This window comes from Flavobacterium sandaracinum (genome assembly GCF_004349135.1).
GTDB lineage: Bacteria > Bacteroidota > Bacteroidia > Flavobacteriales > Flavobacteriaceae > Flavobacterium > Flavobacterium sandaracinum.
In genome coordinates, this window is record NZ_SMFN01000025.1 from 1 (window position 1) to 21,197 (window position 21,197).

A 21,197-nucleotide genomic window follows, 5' to 3' on the forward strand; every position below is an offset into this window, starting at 1 on the left:
AACCCAAAACAAAATAATTGAACAATTAAAAACCTTAATCCTATGTTTCAGGAATCAAATATTTAGTCAAAAAATAAGATTTAAAAATGAGAATGGAACTGATTTTCCGGAATGGAATGAAGTAAAAATAGGAGAAATATTAAAAATTGGTAGCGGTAAAGACTATAAACATTTGCAACCGGGTAATATTCCTGTATTCGGAACTGGGGGGTTTATGACCTTGGTTAATGATTATATTTATAATGGTGAAACGGTTTGTGTAGGAAGAAAGGGAACTATTGACAAGCCGATGTATCACAATGGTAAGATCTGGACTGTAGATACTTTATTTTATACGCATTCTTTTCAATCTTGTATTCCAAAATTTATTTTTCATCTTTTTCGAACAATTAATTGGTTGGAATATAATGAGGCATCTGGTGTCCCAAGTCTATCAAAAACTACTATAGAAAAAATAAAAGTACAGATTCCTTCTTTGGAGGAACAGCATGTAATATCAAGATTCCTTTCTGCAATTGACAAAAAAATCCAAATCGAAAAAACAATTTTAGAGCAACTTGAAAAGCAAAAGAAATATCTGTTGAAGGAAATGTTTATTTAAAGACCTATACAAACAAATTTTGCAGTAAAAACTTTTTCTGCTGTTCTAATTTTTGCAGAAATCGTGTTTCAATATCTATTTTAGAATCGATGGATGAAAGAAAATTAGTGATTTTAATCTGTTCTTCAATACAAGGAATGGAGAAAGAAATATTGGACAATCTAACCGCTGAGATACTCAAAACTTTGGATCCTTGTGATTCTTTTTGAATTTGAGTTCTTATTCTATCCGATTTAAATAAATATCCACAAAAACCAATTGAAAAAGTGTTGCTAATCGGTCGAGCTAAAATTGTATGTAGCCCTGCTAGTAATTTTTGATTATTTAAATTAACAATCTCAATACTTTTCCCTACATCAATTAAATCTTCCGATGCGTCTGCAAATATCATATCACCAATCGCACAATAATTCTCTTCATTTATCTTATTAATGTTTACATCAGGGTTTATATATGGGACTTCTTCTTTTTCTATATCAAAGAGAGTTTGAAATCTTGTATGAATATCACCATAATGAATATTTTTCACTTTCCCATTTTTATGGTTCAGTTGTTCTCTAGAAAATGAGTTGGTAATTTTAAAGGAAAACAATTCCTTTATCTTTTTTTCCTCCCAATCTGGAAAGTTATTATTATTATTATTATGTCTTCCATCAAAACTAAGCTGTTGATTAAATATCTTTTTAATCAATATTTTCTTTGATAATTTTAAACCCTCAATTATTTTGTTTTGGGTTAAAGAACTTTATGCTTCTAATACTTTCAAAATTTAATCCTTCTCGACCGCTTCCTGTCTGCAGACTAGTAAAAATTGTTTGGCCTTTACTCGAGGAAAATAATGGTTGTAAGAACTTTGGAGTATATTGCTTATTTAATCTTATAATGCAGACATGTTGGTTAACATTTCCACTTTTAAAGTTATTGGGAACTACACAGCTTCTCCCCAATGAGCGCCAGTTATATTAAGAAGTATATCATTAGCTTGAACGATGCTATTTTTCATTTGCTCATTTACCAATTCTGGAATAAATACAGAATTTTCTAATTCTAACTTGTCATTATTTACATTTTGACTACGTATGAAAAGTACACCTTCTTTTGTATAAATAGCTTCACCTCCTAATGGGGTCTTTCCACTATTTACTTTGTCCACAACTTCTCCCAACTTTTTCGCTTCCCACTCCTCAGTAAACCCTGGAAATCTCAAATTAGGAACACCCTGGAAATCTCAAATTAGGAACCTTAGTGATATTAAAATCCTCAATTCTTTATTTCTTTCCTTTGGAATTCATAAAAATTAATAACAATGAATGACCAAAAACAAATTTTAGAGGTAATTGACCTATGGAGAACAAACAAAAAACAGTATGTAAAAAAATCAAGTTTTTCTGCTTATACACTCTTAATCGAAAATCACATACTGCCCATATTTGGTAATAAATATTCGATTGAGGAAACAGAAGTGCAGGCTTTCGTATTTCAGAAATTGGAATCAGGTTTAAGTCAAAAAACAATCAAGGATATTTTAATCGTTCTAAAAATGATTCTAAAGTATGGTGCTAAACACAAATGGGTGGATTATAGTCCATTTGAAATACAGTTCCCAACAGAGCGAGAAAAATACACAATTGAAGTTTTAAACCGTTCAGATCAGAAAAAAATTATGAATTATATACAAGAGCATTTTACATTTCGAAATTTAGGAGTTTATATTTGCTTGAGTTCTGGTATGCGTATAGGAGAAGTTTGCGCCCTTACCTGGGAAGATGTAGATACAGAAAATGGTGTTATCAGCATTAAAAGAACTATCCAGCGTATTTATGTAATAGAAGATGGAACCAGAAAAACAGAACTCATTTTAGACACACCAAAAACAAAAAATTCTATACGTGAAATTCCAATAAGCAAAGATTTATTAAGAATACTCAAACCATTTAAAAAAATTGTTAACCCATCGTTTTTTGTTTTAACCAACGATGCAAAGCCAACTGAGCCCAGAACTTATCGCAGTTATTATAAAAACCTAATGGAACATTTGAAGATGCCAGACCTGAAGTTTCATGGGCTGAGACACAGTTTCGCAACCAGATGTATTGAAAGTAATTGCGATTACAAAACTGTAAGCGTTCTTTTAGGACATTCCAATATTAGCACGACCTTAAATCTCTATGTTCATCCCAATATGGAACAAAAAAAGAAAGCTATTGAACAAATGTTTAAAGCTTTGAAGTAAACTTTAGATTATGAATTAGGAGAAATGAAAGAAACCTCTTTTATTTGTTAAATTTGCTATATTAAGCTAACATAACAACTCCTAATTCATAATTATTTTGAGCAAACAGTCTGAACAAATTTTAGAGGAACAACTTGTAGGACAATTACAAAAATTGGGGTATAAGTATATTGATATTAAAAGTGAAAGAGAGTTATTGCTAAACTTGAAAATGCAACTTGAAAAGCATAATAACATTTTATTTAGCGAAGCTGAATTTGAAAAAGTATTAAACATTGTCAACAAAGGATCAGTATTTGAAAAAGCCAAGATATTACGTGAAACGAAGCATCATATCTTAAGAGATAATGGAGAGAACCTCTATTTTGAATTTCTAAACATAGAACATTGGTGCCAAAATGAATATCAGGTTACAAATCAGATTACACAGGAAGGTAAATACGAAAATCGGTATGATGTAACCTTGCTAATTAATGGATTACCATTAGTGCAGATAGAACTGAAGCGTAGAGGGTTGGAAATGAAAGAAGCTTTCAACCAAATCAATCGCTATCAAAAACATAGTTTTGGAGCAGGAAAAGGGCTATTTCATTTTGTCCAACTTTTTATAATCAGCAATGGTGTAAATACCAAGTATTTCAGTAATTTCGGTACACATAAACAGGAATATCTTCAAACTTTTCATTGGACAGACGAGAAAAATAATCCTCTTAATAACATTCTGAACGGTTTTACTGATACTTTCTTAGAGCCCTGTCATATCAGTAAAATGATATGTAAATATATTGTACTTAACGAAACTGATAAAAGGTTAATGATACTTCGTCCATATCAATATTATGCCGTGGAAAGTATTATCAAAAAAGTTACCGAAAACGAAATATTAAATGGATATAATGTAGAGAAAAACGGATATATCTGGCATACCACAGGAAGTGGAAAAACCTTAACAAGTTTCAAAGCCAGCCAAATTTTATCAAAAATCACAGCTATTAAAAAAGTAGTTTTTGTAGTAGATAGAAAGGATTTGGATTATCAAACAAATAAGGAATACGATAGCTTTAGCAAAGGCTCAGTAAGCTCAGCAACCAACACAGATGATCTTATCAGGAAATTCAATGATCCGAATGCAAAAATTATTGTTACAACGATTCAAAAGCTTAATAATGCAATTTCAGGGCGGAATTTAGCTAAAATGAAAGACCTTAAGAACGAAAGAATGGTATTTATATTTGATGAATGTCATCGTTCACAATTTGGTGATACGCACCAAAATATTGTTAGCTATTTTGAAAATATTCAATTATTTGGCTTTACAGGCACACCAATTTTAGCTGAGAATGCCAATGGAGAAAAAACCACAGCTAGCTTATTTGGCAAATGCCTTCACAAATATGTAATTACAGATGCTATTAGAGATGAAAATGTTTTAAGATTCTCAATTGAATATATTCAAACTTTCAAGAAAAAAGATAATATAATTGATTTGAAAGTTGAAAAAATTAATGAAGCTGAAGTTTTTGAAGCTCCTGAACGTAAAGAAGCGATAGTTGATTATATCATTCAACATCACGATCAGAAAACACAATCCAAAAAATTCTGTGCGATGATGTGTGTTCAAGATATTGATGCCGTTATTGAATACTATGAAATTTTTAAACGTAAAAAACTGAATGGTGAACATAATTTAAAAATAGCAACTATTTTTAGTTATGCCCAAAACGAGGAAGAGATGGAGGATCAATTAGCCAGTCGACTGAATATTGCCGCTGAGCCACAAGAACTGTATGGTTTGAAACCACATCGCAGAGAATTATTGGAAACCTATGTGCAAGATTTCAACGAACTATTTGGAATGGCAGAAAATATTAAGGACAGTGAAGGCTTTTACAATTATTATAATGCTGTAGCCAGAAAATCAAAACATCCTAAACATGAAACGGATATTTTATTAGTCGCTAATATGTTTTTAACGGGTTATGATAGTAAAAACCTAAATACATTATATGTTGACAAGAACCTACAATACCATGGACTAATTCAAGCTTTTAGCCGTACCAATCGCACATTAGACAAAAACAAGACACAGGGAAATATTGTATGCTTTCGAAATCTGAAAGATAAAACAGATGAAGCAATTGCCTTATTTAGTAACAAGGAGGCAATTGACGAAATTATTGTTGAACCTTATGAAGTTTATACAGAAAAATTCAATGAAGTAACTCAAAAATTATTAGAAATTGTTCCTCAGATTAGTGCAGTAGATAATCTATATACTGAAGAAGATAATCTACAGTTTATTTTGACATTCAGGGCACTTATCCGCTTACACAAAAAAATGAGTCATTATTCCGAATTTACTTGGAATGATTTACAAATAGAAGAACAGCTATTTGCAGATTACACCAGTAAGTATCTGGATTTGAAAGATAAACTTAGCAACAGTACTTTCATAGAAAAAACATCTATTTTAAACGACATTGACTTCGAATTGGAGTTGATTAGACGCGATACAATCAATGTTACCTACATTATTCAACTATTAATTAAGTTTAAATTAAAACACAGTTCAAAAGATAAAGAAAGTATTGAAAAGGAGATCACAAACTTATTGAATACCGAAGTGTCATTAAGAAGTAAAAGAGAACTGATTGAGAAATTTATTCAAGAAAGTCTACCTCACATTGAGGATACAGATATTATTTCCGAAGAATTTGAAAAATTCTGGAATGAAGAACAAGAAAAAGCACTCCAAGATTTGGTGAAAGCAGAAAACCTTTCTGAAGAAAAAACAGAAAAACTTATAGAAAATTATCTTTTTACCGAACGTGAACCCTTAAGAAAAGAAATTTTAGACCTTCGCATAGAGGGAAGGCCTAGCGTTCTAAAATCTAAAGAAGTAGGTGACCGAATATTGAATAAAATTTTAGATTTCGTAGATACTTTTGTTAATGGTATATCTGGATTGTAATATCGAACAAAATTGTAATACCATATCGCATTAATTTTTTGCTGTAGAAATCGAAGAATATTTAAACATAAATCATGATCATATAAAAAAATGGGGCAATTACTATGACAATTGAGGAAAGGATTTACAAAGAACTATTACACGAACCTGCATCAATTTGGTTTATCAATGATGATTTTGGTGCGAAGGTCATGGTAAAGATAACTTCGCCTCTTATAAAATCAATAATGAAAGGTTGTGTCATTGAATTTCTATTCGGCAAGGACTGCTTACATCAACCAGCAATATTTCATTCGGGATTACGAATTTATGACGATCCCATAAATTATGCTGCAGTTATAGGGACAGCACGTTTCCCCGACGAGCATAACTCTCTTGCTGCAATCATGAACCGTAGCTTTACGCACATTCATTTTCATAATGAACTTAGCATTTGCGTTGCAACTGCAAAGCTCTCATTCAGCATTGCCGACCAGTTGCGAGTACTAAATCTACAAAGCAATCCCGAAAGTCTGTACTGCGGTAAATTTGATGAAAGAATTTCTCGTTCGCTGGATTGTTTTGACCACAGTATTAAAATGGAAAGTCAACACAAAAATGTGTACGAAATAGAAACCATTGCAATCGAGGGAAAACTACAGGACTGGATTATTATGAAAAATACAGTCATCGGATTTAACGAAACAAACCATGTAACGGTTGATGATAAAGATGAAGGGAGCATTCTCGAAAAAGAAGTAACAATCATTCTTGATGATCTTTTTAAACAAAAGCTATTCTTGAATCCACAAATTGCACGCACTAAAGGTTATCGTGAATTAACTGATGTTCTTGCAATTTCTGATAATGGTATTTTTTTAATAGAAAGTAAGGCACTCGGGGTCATAGACAGTCCTTCTAATAAAGCAATGGAGAAGAAGGTTAAGGGTCTGCAAAAGCAAATCTCCACAGGAATTGACCAGCTTGTCGGGGCTTCGAAAAAAATCACAGCCAACACAACAATATATGATAAGCATTTGGAGGAAATTATTTTTGACAAAGCTCCTTTTCTTCATTGCATTGTTTTGGTTTCTGAATTATTCCCTTTTGGTGATTGGAAGGAAATAGAATATAAGATATTTAATGCAATGACCGAAAACAGAATATATCTTAACGTCATCGATTTACGCGAATTTATGCAGTATATAGGTCACGCGCGAGGAAGTAATGACCGCCTCAATCTAATGCTTATTGAAAGGGTTGAAGCCTTTGTGAGAAATGAGAATATTCACATGAAGCTCAATATTGTTGATAAATAGGATTTGAAGTTGTCTTTAAAACTATATAGTCGACTTTAAACTAGAGAAATAATCTATAATATTTTTTTGTCAGCTCTCATTTCATATAACATTTTAAAGCAAAAACCACTAATACTGCTCTTTTCTTCAAATGTCAATGTATTAGAAATAACATTATTTGAATTTGCTGTATCAACAATTCTGATGAATTGAATATTTCGTGCAATAAAATAAATTACATTGGTTAAACACTTAGAAGCTGGAGATGTTCTAGTAAAAGGCTCAAATTTTTGTATATCAAGGTTCTCGTTTATTAGCATTTAAAAGTGTGACCATGATTGGATTTGAACCAAATTAATTTCATTTAGAACTTACTCAATTTCTTCAAGTCCTGCATAAAATGGTTCGTAAACGGTACCGTATGGACCACCATTAAATTTAAAAAACTTGTAAACCTTTAGTTTTACTGACTTTTTTATGGTTCGACTATTTTTTTTAATTTTTTTAAAAATATATAATATACTCATAATTAGACATGTAAAGATTCTGTACCCGATGAGTTATCAAATTAAATTCTATAACAAATACTATCTTGGCCCAAAGGGATAATTTATATATTTGATTTCGGTTAATATACAACCAGTTATTAAATCCAAATAGCAAAGAATAAATCAACTCCGTGTATACATTGTAAAATTCGCACCATTGGTGCAAAAAATGAATACGGTTTTGTAATTCCCAAAATGAAAAATTAATACTTTTTCTTAAAACAAAAAATATTAATATTTAGATATGGTCATAACTTAGTAAACTTTTTCTATTTTTGTAAAAATTAATTCTCTGAAAAAAACAATAGCCATATTATTCCTTTCCATATTTTTGTGTGCCAACACAGAAGTAGGGCAATTATTGAAACTATCCAACTTAGCAGAACACTTTACAGAACATCACGATCAAGATGAGGATAAGCACGGGATTTCTTTTTTAGATTTTATAGCTATTCATTATAATGATAGCCAACATCATTCTAATCAGGAAAAAGACAATCATCAAAATTTACCTTTTAAGACTATTAACCAATCTGTTAATAATGTCCTTGCCTTTGAAAACATAATCGAGTTTTCATTTCGTCAGCCAAATATTATTTCTGTAAAGAGTTCAGTTCCATTTACTCCTGAATTTTACAATTCCGATGTTTTTGCATGCATCTGGCTTCCACCCAAATTGAGCTAAATTAATTTTTCAATGCTTAATTAATGATATTTTGAATATTTCTAATTAAGTATTAAAAGTACTTCGCTATATAAGTATAGCGGATTTTTCTGTGAATCAATTTCACTAACATTCTGTATTAAAAAAACAAGTTTTTAGTGTGTTAATGCATCCGAATAACTAAAATCATTTTTTAGGGGTATACGCTATGAATTGACTTTTTAGTACTGTCTAAGACATACTCAATTACTTTTAACACTTCAACATCAAAGATGAAAATAATTAGATCCATTGCAGCTGCGATACTGTTAACTATTGCAGGCACAACAATTTCACAGGCACAAGTAAGCACTAATACTGTCAAAACGCCGCACGGTGGAATAATACAAAATTCAGGCGACTACAAAATAGAAATGGTCGAAAGAGAAAACAATATTAGTTTTTACGTACTCAATGCAAAAGGAAAAACAGTTTCAAATAAAAAAATTACTGGATCGGTTGTTTTTGAATTTTTCAATAAAACAAAAGCAACTAATCCAGTTTCTTTGGACACCAACAATTCTTTATTTGTCTATGTTCCTAAAGCAAATATATATGCTTATTGTACAATTAAATTACTAGTAAATGGAAAAACAATCTCTTCTAAATTTAGAAACAGCGAAGTTTCTGAACAAGATATTAATCATGGACATCAACATTAATTCAATTTTATTATTCTTTATAAACCCAATTTAAATTTACAATTATGAAAAAAATTTTAATCGTAGCAACGATCGCAATCGGAATGTTTACTTCTTGCAACAAAAAAGCAGATAACGAAACTAAAAACACTGAAGTTCAAACTACGGAAACCACAGAACAGGTGCAAGTAATGACAGATACTACTAACCAAAAAAGTATGGATAGTATTAATCAAGTGGAGCAAGACAAAGTTGATGCGGCTCACGGACACACGCATTAATATAATTTAACAGGCTGCTTCTCTTCCGAAAATTTCAGGAGAGAAGTAGTTTTTAAAAGAAAATAAAAATGAATTCAAAAAAAATAATATTTCTTGTTTTACTTTTTTTTGTTGGCATCACAGGCGTTTTTGCTCATGGTGTCGATGAAAATACACAAACTTTTTTGTCAGGAAATGATGGTGTTGCTTTTGGTCCGTTTCTTTACATTGGTGCAAAACACATGCTTACGGGTTACGATCATTTACTTTTTTTAGTTGGCGTTATCTTTTTCCTCTATCGCCCTAAAGAAGTACTGCTTTATGTAAGTTTCTTCACGATTGGTCATAGTGCAACATTGTTGTTTGGCGTTATGAGTAATATATCAATCAATGCGTATTTAATTGATGCCATCATTGCACTTTCAATAGTGTATAAAGGTTTTGATAATTTAGGTGGTTTCAAGAGATTTTTCGGAACGCAACCCAATACAAAAGCAGCTGTTTTGATTTTCGGATTGTTTCATGGCTTCGGGCTTGCTAGCAAATTGCAAGACTTCAAATTTGAAAAAGAAGGATTGTTTACCAATCTGCTTGGGTTCAATATTGGTGTAGAAATTGGTCAGTTCATAGCATTAACTTTTGTGCTAATTCTGATTACTTTATGGCGCAGACATTCCAGCTTTATGAAATTTTCAACAATAACAAATACGCTGCTTATGGCGGCTGGATTTACATTAATCGGATATCAGTTAACAGGTTATTTTACATCTTAAAAAATTAAAAAATGTCAGAAATAAATCATCAAACAGTAGAAAAAAAACAAATTATCAAAGCTGTTATCTTCGCTTTAGTACTTTCAGTAATAATTTTAGTAAGCGCAGTTTTACCTGCTGAATATGGAATAGATCCAATAGGAACAGGCAAATTGTTTGGGTTCAGCAAACTTCATGTTCCAGAAAATGCGGAAGAAAATCAGCAGGAAACAACGACTCAAAAAGTATTTCCTTTAATAAAAATGGAAAAAGCAGGTTCAGGACCAGAAGTAAAAAGACCAGTCGAGGCAGATAACCCTGCACCTGAAAAACAATTTGCAGAAAGAGAAGATACTATTGAAGTTATCGTTCCAGCAGGAAAAGGCATTGAATATAAAATTTATATGCTGAAATACGGTAAAATGAAATACGAATGGACGACTAATAAAGGAATCGTTTATTTTGACTTTCACGGCGAAGTGAAACAAGCAAAAGAAGTTAATGATGTCTATTTTGAAAGTTATACGCTTGCCTATTCCAATAATATGGTAGGGACTTTCTACGCACCTTATGAGGGAAAACATGGTTGGTTTTTCAGAAACAATGAAAAAAAAGACATTATAGTTACTATAAAATTAAAAGGCCAGTATTCAATATAAGTAGTGAACATTCATTAATTCTAAAATTATGCTGAATAAAATCATAGAATTTTCAATCAAAAATAAGCTGATCGTTGGCCTTTTCATTGTGGCTCTCATAGGATATGGGAGTTATCAATTTACCAAATTACCAATCGATGCCGTTCCTGATATTACAGATAATCAAGTTCAGGTAATCACATCAGCACCATCGTTGGGCGCAACTGATATTGAACGATTGATTACGTTTCCAATAGAACAAGCCAACAGTAATATTCCCGGACTAAAAGAAATTCGAAGTTTTTCTCGTTTTGGCTTATCAGTGGTAACGATTGTTTTTAATGATGATACTGATGTCTATTGGGCAAGACAACAAGTAACAGAACGATTAAGTGCGGTTAAAGACCAAATCCCCAAAGATATTGGCGATCCATTTCTTGCACCAGTAACGACTGGACTAGGTGAAATTTACCAGTATGCTGTTCGAACCAAACCAGGTTACGAGAAAAAATACGATGTAACCGAACTGAGAACCATTCAGGATTGGATTGTTCGCCGTCAATTATTAAGCGTTGAAGGTGTTGCAGAAGTAAGTAGTTTCGGTGGAAAATTGAAACAATTTGAAATTGCCATTGATCCCAATAAATTACAATCGTATAATATTACGATTGCTGATGTTTTTTCTGCTTTAGAAAAAAATAATCAAAATACAGGTGGTGCTTACATCGAAAAAGGACCTAAAGTTTTATACATCCGCAGTGAAGGGTTAATTAGTACCATCGATAATATAAAAGATATTGCTATTACAAACACGAATAGTGGTAGTCCTTTATTTATTCGGGATGTAGCTGATGTTCGAATTGGGAATGCTATTCGTTACGGGGCAATGACTTTTAATAAAAAAGGAGTGCAATCTGGCGAAGTTTCGGGTGCGGTAGTGATGATGTTAAAGGGAGCCAACAGTAATGTGGTTATCAAAAAAATTAAAGAACGTATTGAGCAAATCCAGAAAACCTTACCTGAAGGTGTTGTTGTTGAACCATTTTTAGACCGAACAAAAATGGTAAATAATTCCATTTCAACGGTAGGTACAAACTTATTGGAAGGAGCATTAATTGTACTTTTTGTTCTTATTTTCTTTCTAGGAAATTTAAGAGCAGGATTAATTGTAGCATCGGTTATTCCACTGGCAATGTTAATTGCAGTCATATTGATGAATATTTTTGGGGTGAGCGGTAATTTAATGAGTTTAGGAGCATTAGATTTTGGATTAATTGTAGATGGAGCCGTTATTATTGTTGAAGCGTGTTTGTTTAGTTTACACAGCAGGAAAGCTTCTCAAATCTCACAGCAAGAAATGGATAACACCGTATTGAAAACGTCAATAAAAATGCGTAATGTGTCCGTTTTTGGAGAGTTGATTATATTAATCGTGTACATTCCCATATTTACTTTGCGAGGTATTGAAGGAAAAATGTTTTTGCCGATGGCACAAACAATTGCGTTTGCTCTATTTGGTGCTTTTATATTGTCACTGACTTATGTTCCGATGATGACCGCTTTATTTTTGAATAAAAACATAACCCATAAAAAAACTTTTTCAGACAGAATGATGGAAAAACTAGAAAATTTCTATCAACCTATTCTGAACAAAGCACTGGGTATTCCACGAATAATTATCGGTGTAACTTTGGGTTTATTTGTTTTAGCGTTGATTACACTTTCGTTTATGGGCGGCGAATTTATGCCCTCATTAGAAGAAGGAGATTTTGCTGTTGAAACAAGGGTTTTACCGGGAAGTAATTTGCAAACTTCGATGACAGCTATTTCGCAGGGCGCAAAAATACTAATAGAAAAATTCCCCGAAGTGGAGAAAATTGTTGGTAAAACTGGAAGCAGTGAAGTACCTACAGATCCAATGCCTATTGATGCCAGCGATATGATGATTATTTTAAAAGACAAAAGCGAATGGACTTCTGCTAAAACTTTTGATGAATTGTCAGAAAAAATGGCAAAAGAATTAGAAGCTGTTCCAGGGGTTTCCTATGGTTTTCAATATCCAGTGCAAATGCGTTTTAATGAATTAATGACGGGTGCAAGACAAGACGTAGTTTGTAAAATATTTGGAGAAAATCTAGACACATTAGCTTTGTATGCTAATAAGCTGGGTAAAATTGTGAATACGGTCGAGGGTACTTCCGATCTTTATATAGAAACCGTTACCGGAATGCCTCAAGTAGTAATTGACTACAATCGGGCAGCAATAGCGCAATATGGATTGAATATTGAAGATATTAATCGAATAGTAAACACCGCTTTTGCAGGACAAAGTACAGGTGTCATATACGAAGGCGAAAAAAGATTTGATTTAGTAGTTCGTCTGGAAGGCGAAAAACGTCAGGATTTGGCAGATGTTCAAAATTTATTAATACCAACACCAAATGGTTTTCAAATTCCGTTATCTCAATTAGCAAAAGTTGAAATTACCGAAGGGCCAAATCAGATACAAAGAGAAGATGCTAAACGTAGAATTGTGGTTGGTTTCAATGTTCGAGGCCGCGATGTGCAAAGTATAGTAAAAGAGTTGCAAGGAAAAGTCGAAGCCCAAATAAAATTTCCCGCGGGTTACTATCCTACGTATGGCGGTGCTTTTGAAAACTTAAATGAAGCCAAAAATCGTTTAATGATAGCTGTTCCGGTTTCATTAGTGTTAATATTTATTTTACTCTATTTCGCATTCAATTCCGTGAGACAAGGGCTACTGATTTATTCCGCAATTCCACTTTCGGCAATTGGAGGTATTTTCTTTTTAGCGATGCGGGGAATGCCGTTTAGCATCAGTGCCGGAGTTGGTTTTATAGCCTTATTTGGTGTAGCGGTTCTAAATGGATTGGTATTAATTGCAGAATTTAACAGCATCCGAAAATCAGGCGAAACCGATTTGAAAGCAATTGTTTTACAGGGAACTAAAATACGTTTACGTCCTGTTTTAATGACTGCATTTGTAGCATCATTAGGGTTTTTACCGATGGCATTAAGCAACGGTTCAGGGGCCGAAGTACAAAAACCATTGGCAACGGTTGTAATTGGCGGGCTATTGATTGCCACTTTATTGACCTTATTTGTTTTACCAATTTTATATATCATGTTCGAAAAAGGAACTAAATTAAAGCCAAAAAAAAATCAATCAATTACAACAATAATTGTATTGGGGTTGTTTTTTTCTTTTCAAAATGCAAATGCACAAGAAAAAATTTCACTTGAAAAAGCCATTGAAACCGCATTGGAAAATAATATAAAAATAAAAAACGGAAAACTAAATTCTGAGTATTTACAAAAGATGGCCAAGACTGGCTACGATATTTCTAACACGGGAATTATTGGAGAATACGGTCAGTTTAACAGCAATGCTAATGATATCAAAATTGGTATTTCACAAACCATTAAGTTTCCAACAGTTTACAAAAGGCAGAAACAACTGCTAGTTGAAGAAGCCAAAACTGGCGAATGGAACGAAGCTTTACAAAGAAAGGAATTGACCAAGCAAGTTACAACTGTGTTTTACGACATGATTTATCTCAAAGAAAAAGAAAAACTATTGCTAAAAAGTGATAGTATCTATTCTGAATTTTTAAGAAAATCAACACTGCGTTTTGACAAAGGAGAAAGTAATATATTAGAAAAAGCAACTGCCGAAAATCAATCAGGGCAAATAAAAATGCAACTTCTGGAATTGCAGAGTGATTATAAAATGACACAATTGCAATTCAAGTATGTCCTTAATACAGATAAAGACTTTATCCCGGTTTCTAATAAATACAAATTGGATTTTAATGAAACGTTAGATAAAAACACATTTGCTAATCAACCCAGTATAAAATTATTTGAGCAAGAAGTAAATAGTAATAAAGCGCAAATTTCACTTGAAAAATCTAAAAAACTACCCGAATTAATTGGTGGTGTTTATTACCAGACATTCAAAACAAATACGGCGTTTCAAGACGGCTATAATGGCGTTTATGGACAATTTGGTGTGGCACTGCCGCTTTTCAATTCAAACATAAAAAACAGACAAAAAGCATTAGAAATCAACAATCAAATTGCAGAAAATAATTTGACTAATGAAAAAATAAAACTTCAAAGTCAGTATAATGAATTCATTCAAGAAGCGAAAAAACACCAAGAAACTATTACTTATTTCGAAAATCAGGCTTTAAAGAATGTAGATTTGATAACTAAAGCCGCTAATGATAAATTCATCAATGGTGACATCAATTATCTGGAGTGGGTAATGTTGATCAATCAAAATACAGAAATTCAAAGTAACTACATTGAAACAGTTAGAAAATTCAATGAAACAATTCTTAAATTAGGAAATTTAATATCAAAATAAATGAAAAATACAGTCATTACTTTAATAGGGTTATTTTTTCTGTACTCGTGTGGTAATAAAAAAACAGAAAACGAAACAGAAGCTACTCCAGCTATTGAAAACACAACAACACTTACCGATGCACAAATAAAAAATGCAGGTATTGAAACCGGAAAAATCGAGCAAAAAGAGATTTCATCATTATTAAAATTAAATGGAAAAATAGATGTGCCACCTCAAAATTTAGTATCCATAAGTGTTCCAATGGGAGGATATTTAAAATACACCAAACTTTTAGAGGGAATGTATGTAACCAAAGGACAAGTTTTATGCGTAGTAGAAGACCAACAATACATTCAATTACAGGAAGATTACCTTTTGGCAAAAGCAAAAATTGGGTATGCAAAAGCTGAATTCGAAAGACAAAAAGAACTTAATCGAAGCAAAGCCAGCAGCGATAAAGTGTACCAACAAGCACAATCAGAATACAACTCACTATCGGTAATGGTACAATCGTATGGGGAGAAATTAAAATTCGCAGGAATAAATCCAAGTAATGTATCGGCAAAAAATATTTCAAAAAGCATCAATATTTATTCGCCAATAAGCGGATATGTGTCTAAAGTAAATGTAAATACTGGAAAATATGTAAATCCAAGCGATATTTTATTCGAGATTGTAAATCCTTCTGATATTCATTTGGCACTAACCGTATTCGAAAAAGACATTAACAAAATGGCAATTGGCCAGTCAGTTATAGCTTATAATAATACTGATCCAGAAAAAAAATATCCTTGTAAAATCATTTTAATTGGTAAAGACTTTTCCGAAAACAGAAGTACTGAAATGCATTGTCACTTTACAAGCTATGACAAATCACTTTTGCCAGGGATGTATATGAATGCTGAAATAGAATTAAAAAGTCAACAATCAAATGTGTTGCCATCAGAAGCTATTGTAAATTATGAAAACAAGAATTATGTTTTTGTTGCCAAAGAAAACAAACAATTTGAAATGAAAGAAGTTACAATAGGAAATACAGAAAATGAATTTACTGAAATTATTTCAGATGATTTGAATGAGGCTACTATTGTGATTAAAGGGGCTTATGCACTTTTGATGAAAATGAAAAATGTGGAAGAATAAAAAACGTAAATTTGTAATATGGACAGAAAAGAGTTTCTAAAATCAAGTACAATTATTTATTTACGTTTTTTAAAATATTTAGGGACATAGAATAATAAAAAGATAACTAGAATTATGAAAACAATTTCCATTGAAGATTTTTTTACAAATGTAAAACTATAAATTATTAATTCAGTTAAAAACACCCTTATTTCTTACGGATTCAAAGGGTGTTTTTTTACAATTAAACATTAAAAAAAAGCAACAACCCTTTTGATAATGTTACTTTAGACAACTGGAATTTTTCTCTCCTCTCTAAGTATAATAAAAAATATATTAAACAAAAAAAACTTATAAACAACTATAGATGAAATGGATCACTAGAGAACGACCTAAAATTGATAGAATAGCTTCCCCTTGGTTGATAAAAACTTTTGTGGACCTAGAGGCTGAATTTATTTATGTTCCATTCAACAAAGTTTTAGATAAAGCAAAAGAGTTTGAGGCCATTCCATTTGACATTCCTAATGTGGAATTTACACATTACAACGAGCAAAGTACCTTTGACTACATCGTAAAAAAATATGAAATTAAAGACCCTGCTATTCTAATTATAGCAGATATTGTTCGTGGTGCAGATACGGACAGACACGATATTGCAAAAGAATCCGCGGGACTTTGGGCTATTTCAGCTGGTCTTTCCTATAATATTACTGATGATTATAAATTATTGGAAAGCGGAATGGTTATTTATGATGCCCTGTACAGTTGGGCTACACATTTATATGAACAAAATCATTTACAGAATAGTCCTTTTGAAAATATGTTGCACGAAGTGTATCATAAATTTTTAAAGGAGAAAAAAATAAATAATAAGAAAGCACCAGATTGGGTTAAAGACTTAAAAGCAATTATTCAGGATCAGATTGATACCCAATTCACTTTTGACTTAAAGAAGATTTCTAATGATTTAGAGCTTAATCCTTCCTACTTATCAAGGGAGTTTTCAAAGTATTTTGAAGATCTTAATTTTGGTGATTATGTTAGAAAATTACGAATAGAGAAAGCAATTACTCTTATTCAGAATTCAAGCTATACACTTACTGAAATAGCCTATATGACGGGGTTTTCAGATCAAAGTCATTTTACGAGAATATTCAAGCAGAGTACAGGAAAAAATCCTTCCTCCTATCGAAAAAATATACAAAAAAGTAATCCAGATACAAAAGGTAAATAACATACTATTTATACTTATTTAACCTATATAGTTTTGTAAAAAAAACACAAACTATATGATTCCCTTCAAACATTTTCTGCTTCCTGCTTTATTAGTATTTTCTTTTTCTGCTATTGGACAAACAACCTATCCAAAAATTACGGGCTATTTTGGTGTAGTTCATCCTATAGTAACTTTCAGTGAAGATGAAACTACTTTAAACTTTAAAGATTATTACGCTGTTGGTTTTCCAACAGGAATTAACATATGGAAAAGCTCTAAAATTGGTTTTTCCTTTGAAATAGTTCCTAATATAAGAGCAGAAGATGGAATCAGTAAAGTCAATAGTTTATTATTTCATCCTGGCGTGCTGGTAGCACTAGGAAACGGCTACACATTTGCAGGCAGAGCCGCTTTTGAAACTAATGGTAGATATGGTGTAACTCCAGTATTCAACAAAACGGTAATAAAAAATGCCAACAGCAGTTATTATGTTGCCATTCCATTACCGGTTAGGTTTGGAAATGACCATCCGGCCAATTTTACTGTAGGTTTCCAATTTGGTATAGCCTTTTAGAATATCTTATTTATGAAAGAAAATCCAATATATAGTTTAAAAGAGTTGCTTCTTTATTTCCTGAAATTAGGGACAACTGGTTTTGGCGGTCCAGTAGCATTGGTTGGTTATATGCACCGAGATTTAGTCGAAGATCAAAAATGGATTTCTGAAGATGAATATAAAGAAGGCTTAGCCTTGGCGCAATTAGCACCAGGTCCGTTAGCGGCACAATTAGCCATTTACCTTGGATTTGTACATTATAGTTTTTTAGGGGCAACGTTGATTGGTTTTGCCTTTATTTTGCCTTCTTTTATAATGGTGGTGCTATTGGGCATCGTTTACAAGTTATACGGAGGATTGTCTTGGATACAAGCCGTTTTTTATGGTGTAGGTGCGGCTGTTATTGGTATTATTGTAATGAGTTCCTATAAACTAACGATAAAATCTATCGGCAAATTTAATGTAATCTCTTTTAAAACGAATTGGTTATTGTGGCTGTTTTTTGTAGTAGCAATAGTTGTAACATTGGTTACACAACAGGAACAAGTTTTGTTATTTGTATTGGCGGGGATTATATATATGTTTGTCAAAGCACCACCAAAATGGTTTAATGGTAAAACAACCAATTCTATTGTTTTATTACAAGTTGGTTTTTGGAACTATGACAATTCTACTCTTATGAAAATTGCTATCTTTTTTGCCAAAGCGGGAGCATTTGTATTTGGTAGTGGACTGGCAATTGTCCCCTTTTTACATTCAGGTGTCGTAGTAGAAAACCAATGGTTAACGGAACATCAATTTGTTGATGCGGTTGCCGTAGCAATGATTACACCTGGTCCAGTTGTTATTACTGTTGGCTTTATTGGTTATTTAGTTGCTGGTTTTCCGGGTGCTTTGGTTGCTGCTTTCGCTACATTTTTACCGTGTTATTTATTTACAATCGCTTTGGCTCCATCCTTTAAGAAAATAGCGCAAAACCAATCTATTAAAGCTTTTGTAGATGGAATTACTGCTGCAGTTGTTGGGGCATTGGTGGGAGCTGTTGGTGTAATTGCATCTAGAAGTATTTTGGATATTCCAACAACGCTAATAGCTATTGCAACAATTTTTGCTTTACTTTATATCAAGAAAATTCAAGAACCTTACATTATTGCGGCATCAGCAGTTGTTGGGGTTCTTATAAAATTAATATTATGAACAGAAAAGATTTTTTAAAATCGAGTACTTTATTTGGAGCAGCAGCATTAGTGCTTCCTACTACGAATGCGTTTGCTGAAAATTTATCCGATAATTCTATTGATAAATTGGTTGATGCAAATGGCAATTATATCCAACAAACATTACCGTATAACGAAAGTTTTTTAGAACCATACATGGATGCGGAAACCTTACATCTACATTACACTTTTCATCACGGCGGGGCGGTAAAAGGCGCAAACAAGGATATGCAAATGATTAAAAAAGCATTGGATGAAAACAATTTGGAAACAGTTGATTTTTGGACAAAAAAACTATCGTATCATTTTTCATCTCATATCTTACATTCAATATTTTGGACAAATCTTACGAATAAAAGCAACATGCCACAAGGAAATTTGCTGAAACGAATTGAGAAAAGCTTTGGTAGCTTCGACAGATTGAAAGTCTTAATTGCAGCTACCTCAAAAAATGTTGATGGTAATGGTTGGGGTATAGTAGCCTATCAACCTTATAGTGATAGTCTTGTAGTTCTACAATGTGAAAACCACGAAAAACTAACACAATGGGGAGCAATTCCAATATTAGTTATTGATGTTTGGGAACATGCCTATTATTTGAAATACAAAAACAAGCGTACTGATTTTGTTGATGCCCTTTTTAATATTATCAACTGGGATAATGTAGCGTTAAGACTTAATGACGCTGAGAAATTAATGAAGTAGAATTGTAGCCTGTAAAACTTTTAATTCTAGGATTTGAACAGTCCATTAATCACTTGCGTTTTCTAAATGCTTATTAGTTTAAGCTATCAAAAAATGTCAAAATTGGTATCAAGTGTTCGATTTCAATCCCTGAAAGCCCACAGAAAGACAAATAACGCCAATGGAAGACATTGGCGTTATTTTTTTATGATTTAGATTATTTTAGACTTTCAAAAAAAGTCAAAATAGGTATAAGTTGTTCGATTGTAATCCCATTCATTCCACTATAAGGGATACTTTTTTAAAGTATCCCTTTTTTTATATCCAAGATATGACGTTCCCACCATTTTATTGGCCTCGTGCGACAACATATCCATCATTGTAGGAGCTCTTCAGATACCTTTTTGACAGGATAAATTACCATTGAACACCATGTTCACAAACTCTCTTTTCAGCGAAGTATTTATTTTGTTTTAGCTTAACGCATATCAGATAACAAATCAAGATTAGTATCTTAAATATTGAAAATTTTCCCCCGATTAAAACTAAGTATTTAGATAACCGCTTCCAAATTTAAAATTTGGATATTGTAAACTTGAAACCATCTATCATAAGCACCTTTATTTAATTCGTCTCGACACCCATTTTCATCAGCTATAGTTAGTTTTTGGTGCACTACATCTAGTTCGAGTTTCCGTTGTTCCTCGTTTATAATTGACTTTGATTTCAAGCCCAATTGTAGAATACCATCCATTTCTGTTCCCTTTGATGCAAGTCTCGGAGATAATCATAAGACCACAATCATTTAAGAATGATCTATGATCTTTAATAACACTGATATTATTATGGTTAGAATGTTTCTAATTCTCCATTAAAGTATTTACTTGATTTAACACATGAAGATATATCGGCAAATAGAGTACTATTATGACCTTTTTAAACGCCCCCCAAGTGAAATACCATCATTTACGGGAACTTTCACTTTATTTTCTCCTTCATTTTATTTTTGTCATTTTGCTTTGCCGTTTTGCCTATAATTGCTTCCTATATAGCGTAGAAATCCTTCCAGCTGATCTTTGAAGTCCTATACTCTGACAAGTCTCGTATAGATGGGATTCACAAGCACACGACCACAAGCATATCCCCTTTTTTATCAAAATTTAATTTAAATACTTTCGCCTTTATTTTAAGCAAAGAAACATCACGAAGAAAAATTCATACACAAGACGAACAACTTTTGACTCCTCTTGGTCTATTTCAAGACGACGTAGGTTGTTTTCTCAAACCTTACTAAAACCAAAAGGTTTATACCTTCAAGGATGGTTCTTCTTTTACTATTACAGTAAATAGTCTTCGGCTAACTTTCACACTTCTGTTGATACTATTTTCCTCTTCGAGTT

Annotated in this window: 18 protein-coding genes; 15 read left to right on the top strand and 3 right to left on the bottom strand. The window is 32.3% G+C overall.

Going from position 1 to position 21,197, the window contains the following annotated elements; all coding sequences use genetic code 11:
- Positions 1-601, top strand: a 601-nt coding sequence (locus tag E0F91_RS15505; RefSeq protein ID WP_207919053.1) for a restriction endonuclease subunit S, incomplete at its 5' end; no start/stop codon positions are given.
- A 4-nt stretch (positions 602-605) separates the two neighbouring features.
- Here E0F91_RS15505 and E0F91_RS15510 read toward each other — a convergent pair.
- Both E0F91_RS15510 and E0F91_RS15515 read right to left on the bottom strand, forming a co-directional pair.
- Positions 606-1,292 (bottom strand): restriction endonuclease subunit S, encoded by a 687-nt coding sequence (locus E0F91_RS15510; protein WP_165930147.1) that lies wholly within the window; start codon positions 1,290-1,292, stop codon positions 606-608.
- A gap of 237 nt (positions 1,293-1,529) precedes the next feature.
- Positions 1,530-1,808 carry a restriction endonuclease subunit S gene (locus E0F91_RS15515; protein ID WP_132067351.1) on the bottom strand — a complete coding sequence of 93 codons (279 nt, stop codon included), beginning with the start codon at positions 1,806-1,808 and terminating at the stop codon, positions 1,530-1,532.
- Positions 1,809-1,907: 99 nt separating this feature from the next.
- On the opposite strand from E0F91_RS15515, the gene E0F91_RS15520 reads away from it, so the two are divergent.
- The 14 genes from E0F91_RS15520 to E0F91_RS15585 all read left to right on the top strand — a co-directional run bounded on the left by E0F91_RS15520 (position 1,908) and on the right by E0F91_RS15585 (position 19,818).
- Positions 1,908-2,834 carry a tyrosine-type recombinase/integrase gene (locus E0F91_RS15520; protein WP_132067352.1) on the top strand — a complete coding sequence of 309 codons (927 nt, stop codon included), beginning with the start codon at positions 1,908-1,910 and terminating at the stop codon, positions 2,832-2,834.
- Between the two features lie 97 nt (positions 2,835-2,931).
- Complete coding sequence (locus E0F91_RS15525; protein WP_132067353.1) at positions 2,932-5,805, top strand: type I restriction endonuclease subunit R; 2,874 nt, start codon at positions 2,932-2,934, stop codon at positions 5,803-5,805.
- A gap of 104 nt (positions 5,806-5,909) precedes the next feature.
- Positions 5,910-7,103, top strand: a complete 1,194-nt coding sequence (locus E0F91_RS15530; RefSeq protein ID WP_132067354.1) for a nuclease-related domain-containing protein — start codon at positions 5,910-5,912, stop codon at positions 7,101-7,103.
- Between the two features lie 858 nt (positions 7,104-7,961).
- Positions 7,962-8,315, top strand: coding sequence for a hypothetical protein (locus E0F91_RS15535; RefSeq protein ID WP_243698918.1), 354 nt, complete (start codon positions 7,962-7,964; stop codon positions 8,313-8,315).
- Positions 8,316-8,566: 251 nt separating this feature from the next.
- On the top strand, positions 8,567-8,995 hold the full coding sequence (locus E0F91_RS15540) for a hypothetical protein (protein WP_132067356.1): 429 nt from the start codon (positions 8,567-8,569) through the stop codon (positions 8,993-8,995).
- 44 nt (positions 8,996-9,039) lie between these two features.
- On the top strand, positions 9,040-9,255 hold the full coding sequence (locus tag E0F91_RS15545; RefSeq protein ID WP_132067357.1) for a hypothetical protein: 216 nt from the start codon (positions 9,040-9,042) through the stop codon (positions 9,253-9,255).
- A 68-nt stretch (positions 9,256-9,323) separates the two neighbouring features.
- A complete protein-coding gene (locus tag E0F91_RS15550) occupies positions 9,324-10,007 on the top strand; it encodes a HupE/UreJ family protein (protein ID WP_132067358.1) in 684 nt (227 codons plus the stop codon).
- An 11-nt stretch (positions 10,008-10,018) separates the two neighbouring features.
- Positions 10,019-10,645 carry a hypothetical protein gene (locus E0F91_RS15555; protein WP_132067359.1) on the top strand — a complete coding sequence of 209 codons (627 nt, stop codon included), beginning with the start codon at positions 10,019-10,021 and terminating at the stop codon, positions 10,643-10,645.
- Positions 10,646-10,673: 28 nt separating this feature from the next.
- Entirely contained in the window at positions 10,674-15,017 is a 4,344-nt protein-coding gene (locus E0F91_RS15560) for a CusA/CzcA family heavy metal efflux RND transporter (protein WP_132067360.1), read from the top strand.
- Positions 15,018-16,142, top strand: a complete 1,125-nt coding sequence (locus E0F91_RS15565; RefSeq protein WP_132067361.1) for an efflux RND transporter periplasmic adaptor subunit — start codon at positions 15,018-15,020, stop codon at positions 16,140-16,142.
- 346 nt (positions 16,143-16,488) lie between these two features.
- On the top strand, positions 16,489-17,358 hold the full coding sequence (locus E0F91_RS15570; protein ID WP_132067362.1) for a chromate resistance protein ChrB domain-containing protein: 870 nt from the start codon (positions 16,489-16,491) through the stop codon (positions 17,356-17,358).
- A 55-nt stretch (positions 17,359-17,413) separates the two neighbouring features.
- Positions 17,414-17,914 (top strand): hypothetical protein, encoded by a 501-nt coding sequence (locus E0F91_RS15575; RefSeq protein WP_225899121.1) that lies wholly within the window; start codon positions 17,414-17,416, stop codon positions 17,912-17,914.
- Positions 17,915-17,926: 12 nt separating this feature from the next.
- A complete protein-coding gene (locus tag E0F91_RS15580; protein ID WP_132067363.1) occupies positions 17,927-19,093 on the top strand; it encodes a chromate transporter in 1,167 nt (388 codons plus the stop codon).
- Entirely contained in the window at positions 19,090-19,818 is a 729-nt protein-coding gene (locus tag E0F91_RS15585) for a superoxide dismutase (RefSeq protein ID WP_132067364.1), read from the top strand. The genes E0F91_RS15580 and E0F91_RS15585 overlap by 4 nt, the downstream gene beginning before the upstream one ends.
- Before the next feature lie 532 nt (positions 19,819-20,350).
- On the opposite strand, the gene E0F91_RS15590 is transcribed toward E0F91_RS15585, so the two are convergent.
- Complete coding sequence (locus E0F91_RS15590; RefSeq protein ID WP_132067365.1) at positions 20,351-20,551, bottom strand: hypothetical protein; 201 nt, start codon at positions 20,549-20,551, stop codon at positions 20,351-20,353.
- Positions 20,552-21,197 lie beyond the last annotated feature (646 nt).

What these genes read in the sequence shown, in the direction of transcription:
- E0F91_RS15560 (WP_132067360.1), top strand. Translation starts at nt 10,674, where the DNA reads ATGCTGAATAAAATCATAGAATTTTCAATCAAAAATAAGCTGATCGTT.
- E0F91_RS15550 (WP_132067358.1), top strand. Translation starts at nt 9,324, where the DNA reads ATGAATTCAAAAAAAATAATATTTCTTGTTTTACTTTTTTTTGTTGGC.
- E0F91_RS15530 (WP_132067354.1), top strand. Translation starts at nt 5,910, where the DNA reads ATGACAATTGAGGAAAGGATTTACAAAGAACTATTACACGAACCTGCA.
- E0F91_RS15540 (WP_132067356.1), top strand. Translation starts at nt 8,567, where the DNA reads ATGAAAATAATTAGATCCATTGCAGCTGCGATACTGTTAACTATTGCA.
- E0F91_RS15545 (WP_132067357.1), top strand. Translation starts at nt 9,040, where the DNA reads ATGAAAAAAATTTTAATCGTAGCAACGATCGCAATCGGAATGTTTACT.
- E0F91_RS15555 (WP_132067359.1), top strand. Translation starts at nt 10,019, where the DNA reads ATGTCAGAAATAAATCATCAAACAGTAGAAAAAAAACAAATTATCAAA.
- E0F91_RS15585 (WP_132067364.1), top strand. Translation starts at nt 19,090, where the DNA reads ATGAACAGAAAAGATTTTTTAAAATCGAGTACTTTATTTGGAGCAGCA.
- E0F91_RS15520 (WP_132067352.1), top strand. Translation starts at nt 1,908, where the DNA reads ATGAATGACCAAAAACAAATTTTAGAGGTAATTGACCTATGGAGAACA.
- E0F91_RS15570 (WP_132067362.1), top strand. Translation starts at nt 16,489, where the DNA reads ATGAAATGGATCACTAGAGAACGACCTAAAATTGATAGAATAGCTTCC.
- E0F91_RS15580 (WP_132067363.1), top strand. Translation starts at nt 17,927, where the DNA reads ATGAAAGAAAATCCAATATATAGTTTAAAAGAGTTGCTTCTTTATTTC.
- E0F91_RS15565 (WP_132067361.1), top strand. Translation starts at nt 15,018, where the DNA reads ATGAAAAATACAGTCATTACTTTAATAGGGTTATTTTTTCTGTACTCG.
- E0F91_RS15590 (WP_132067365.1), bottom strand. Translation starts at nt 20,551, where the DNA reads ATGGATGGTATTCTACAATTGGGCTTGAAATCAAAGTCAATTATAAAC.
- E0F91_RS15575 (WP_225899121.1), top strand. Translation starts at nt 17,414, where the DNA reads ATGATTCCCTTCAAACATTTTCTGCTTCCTGCTTTATTAGTATTTTCT.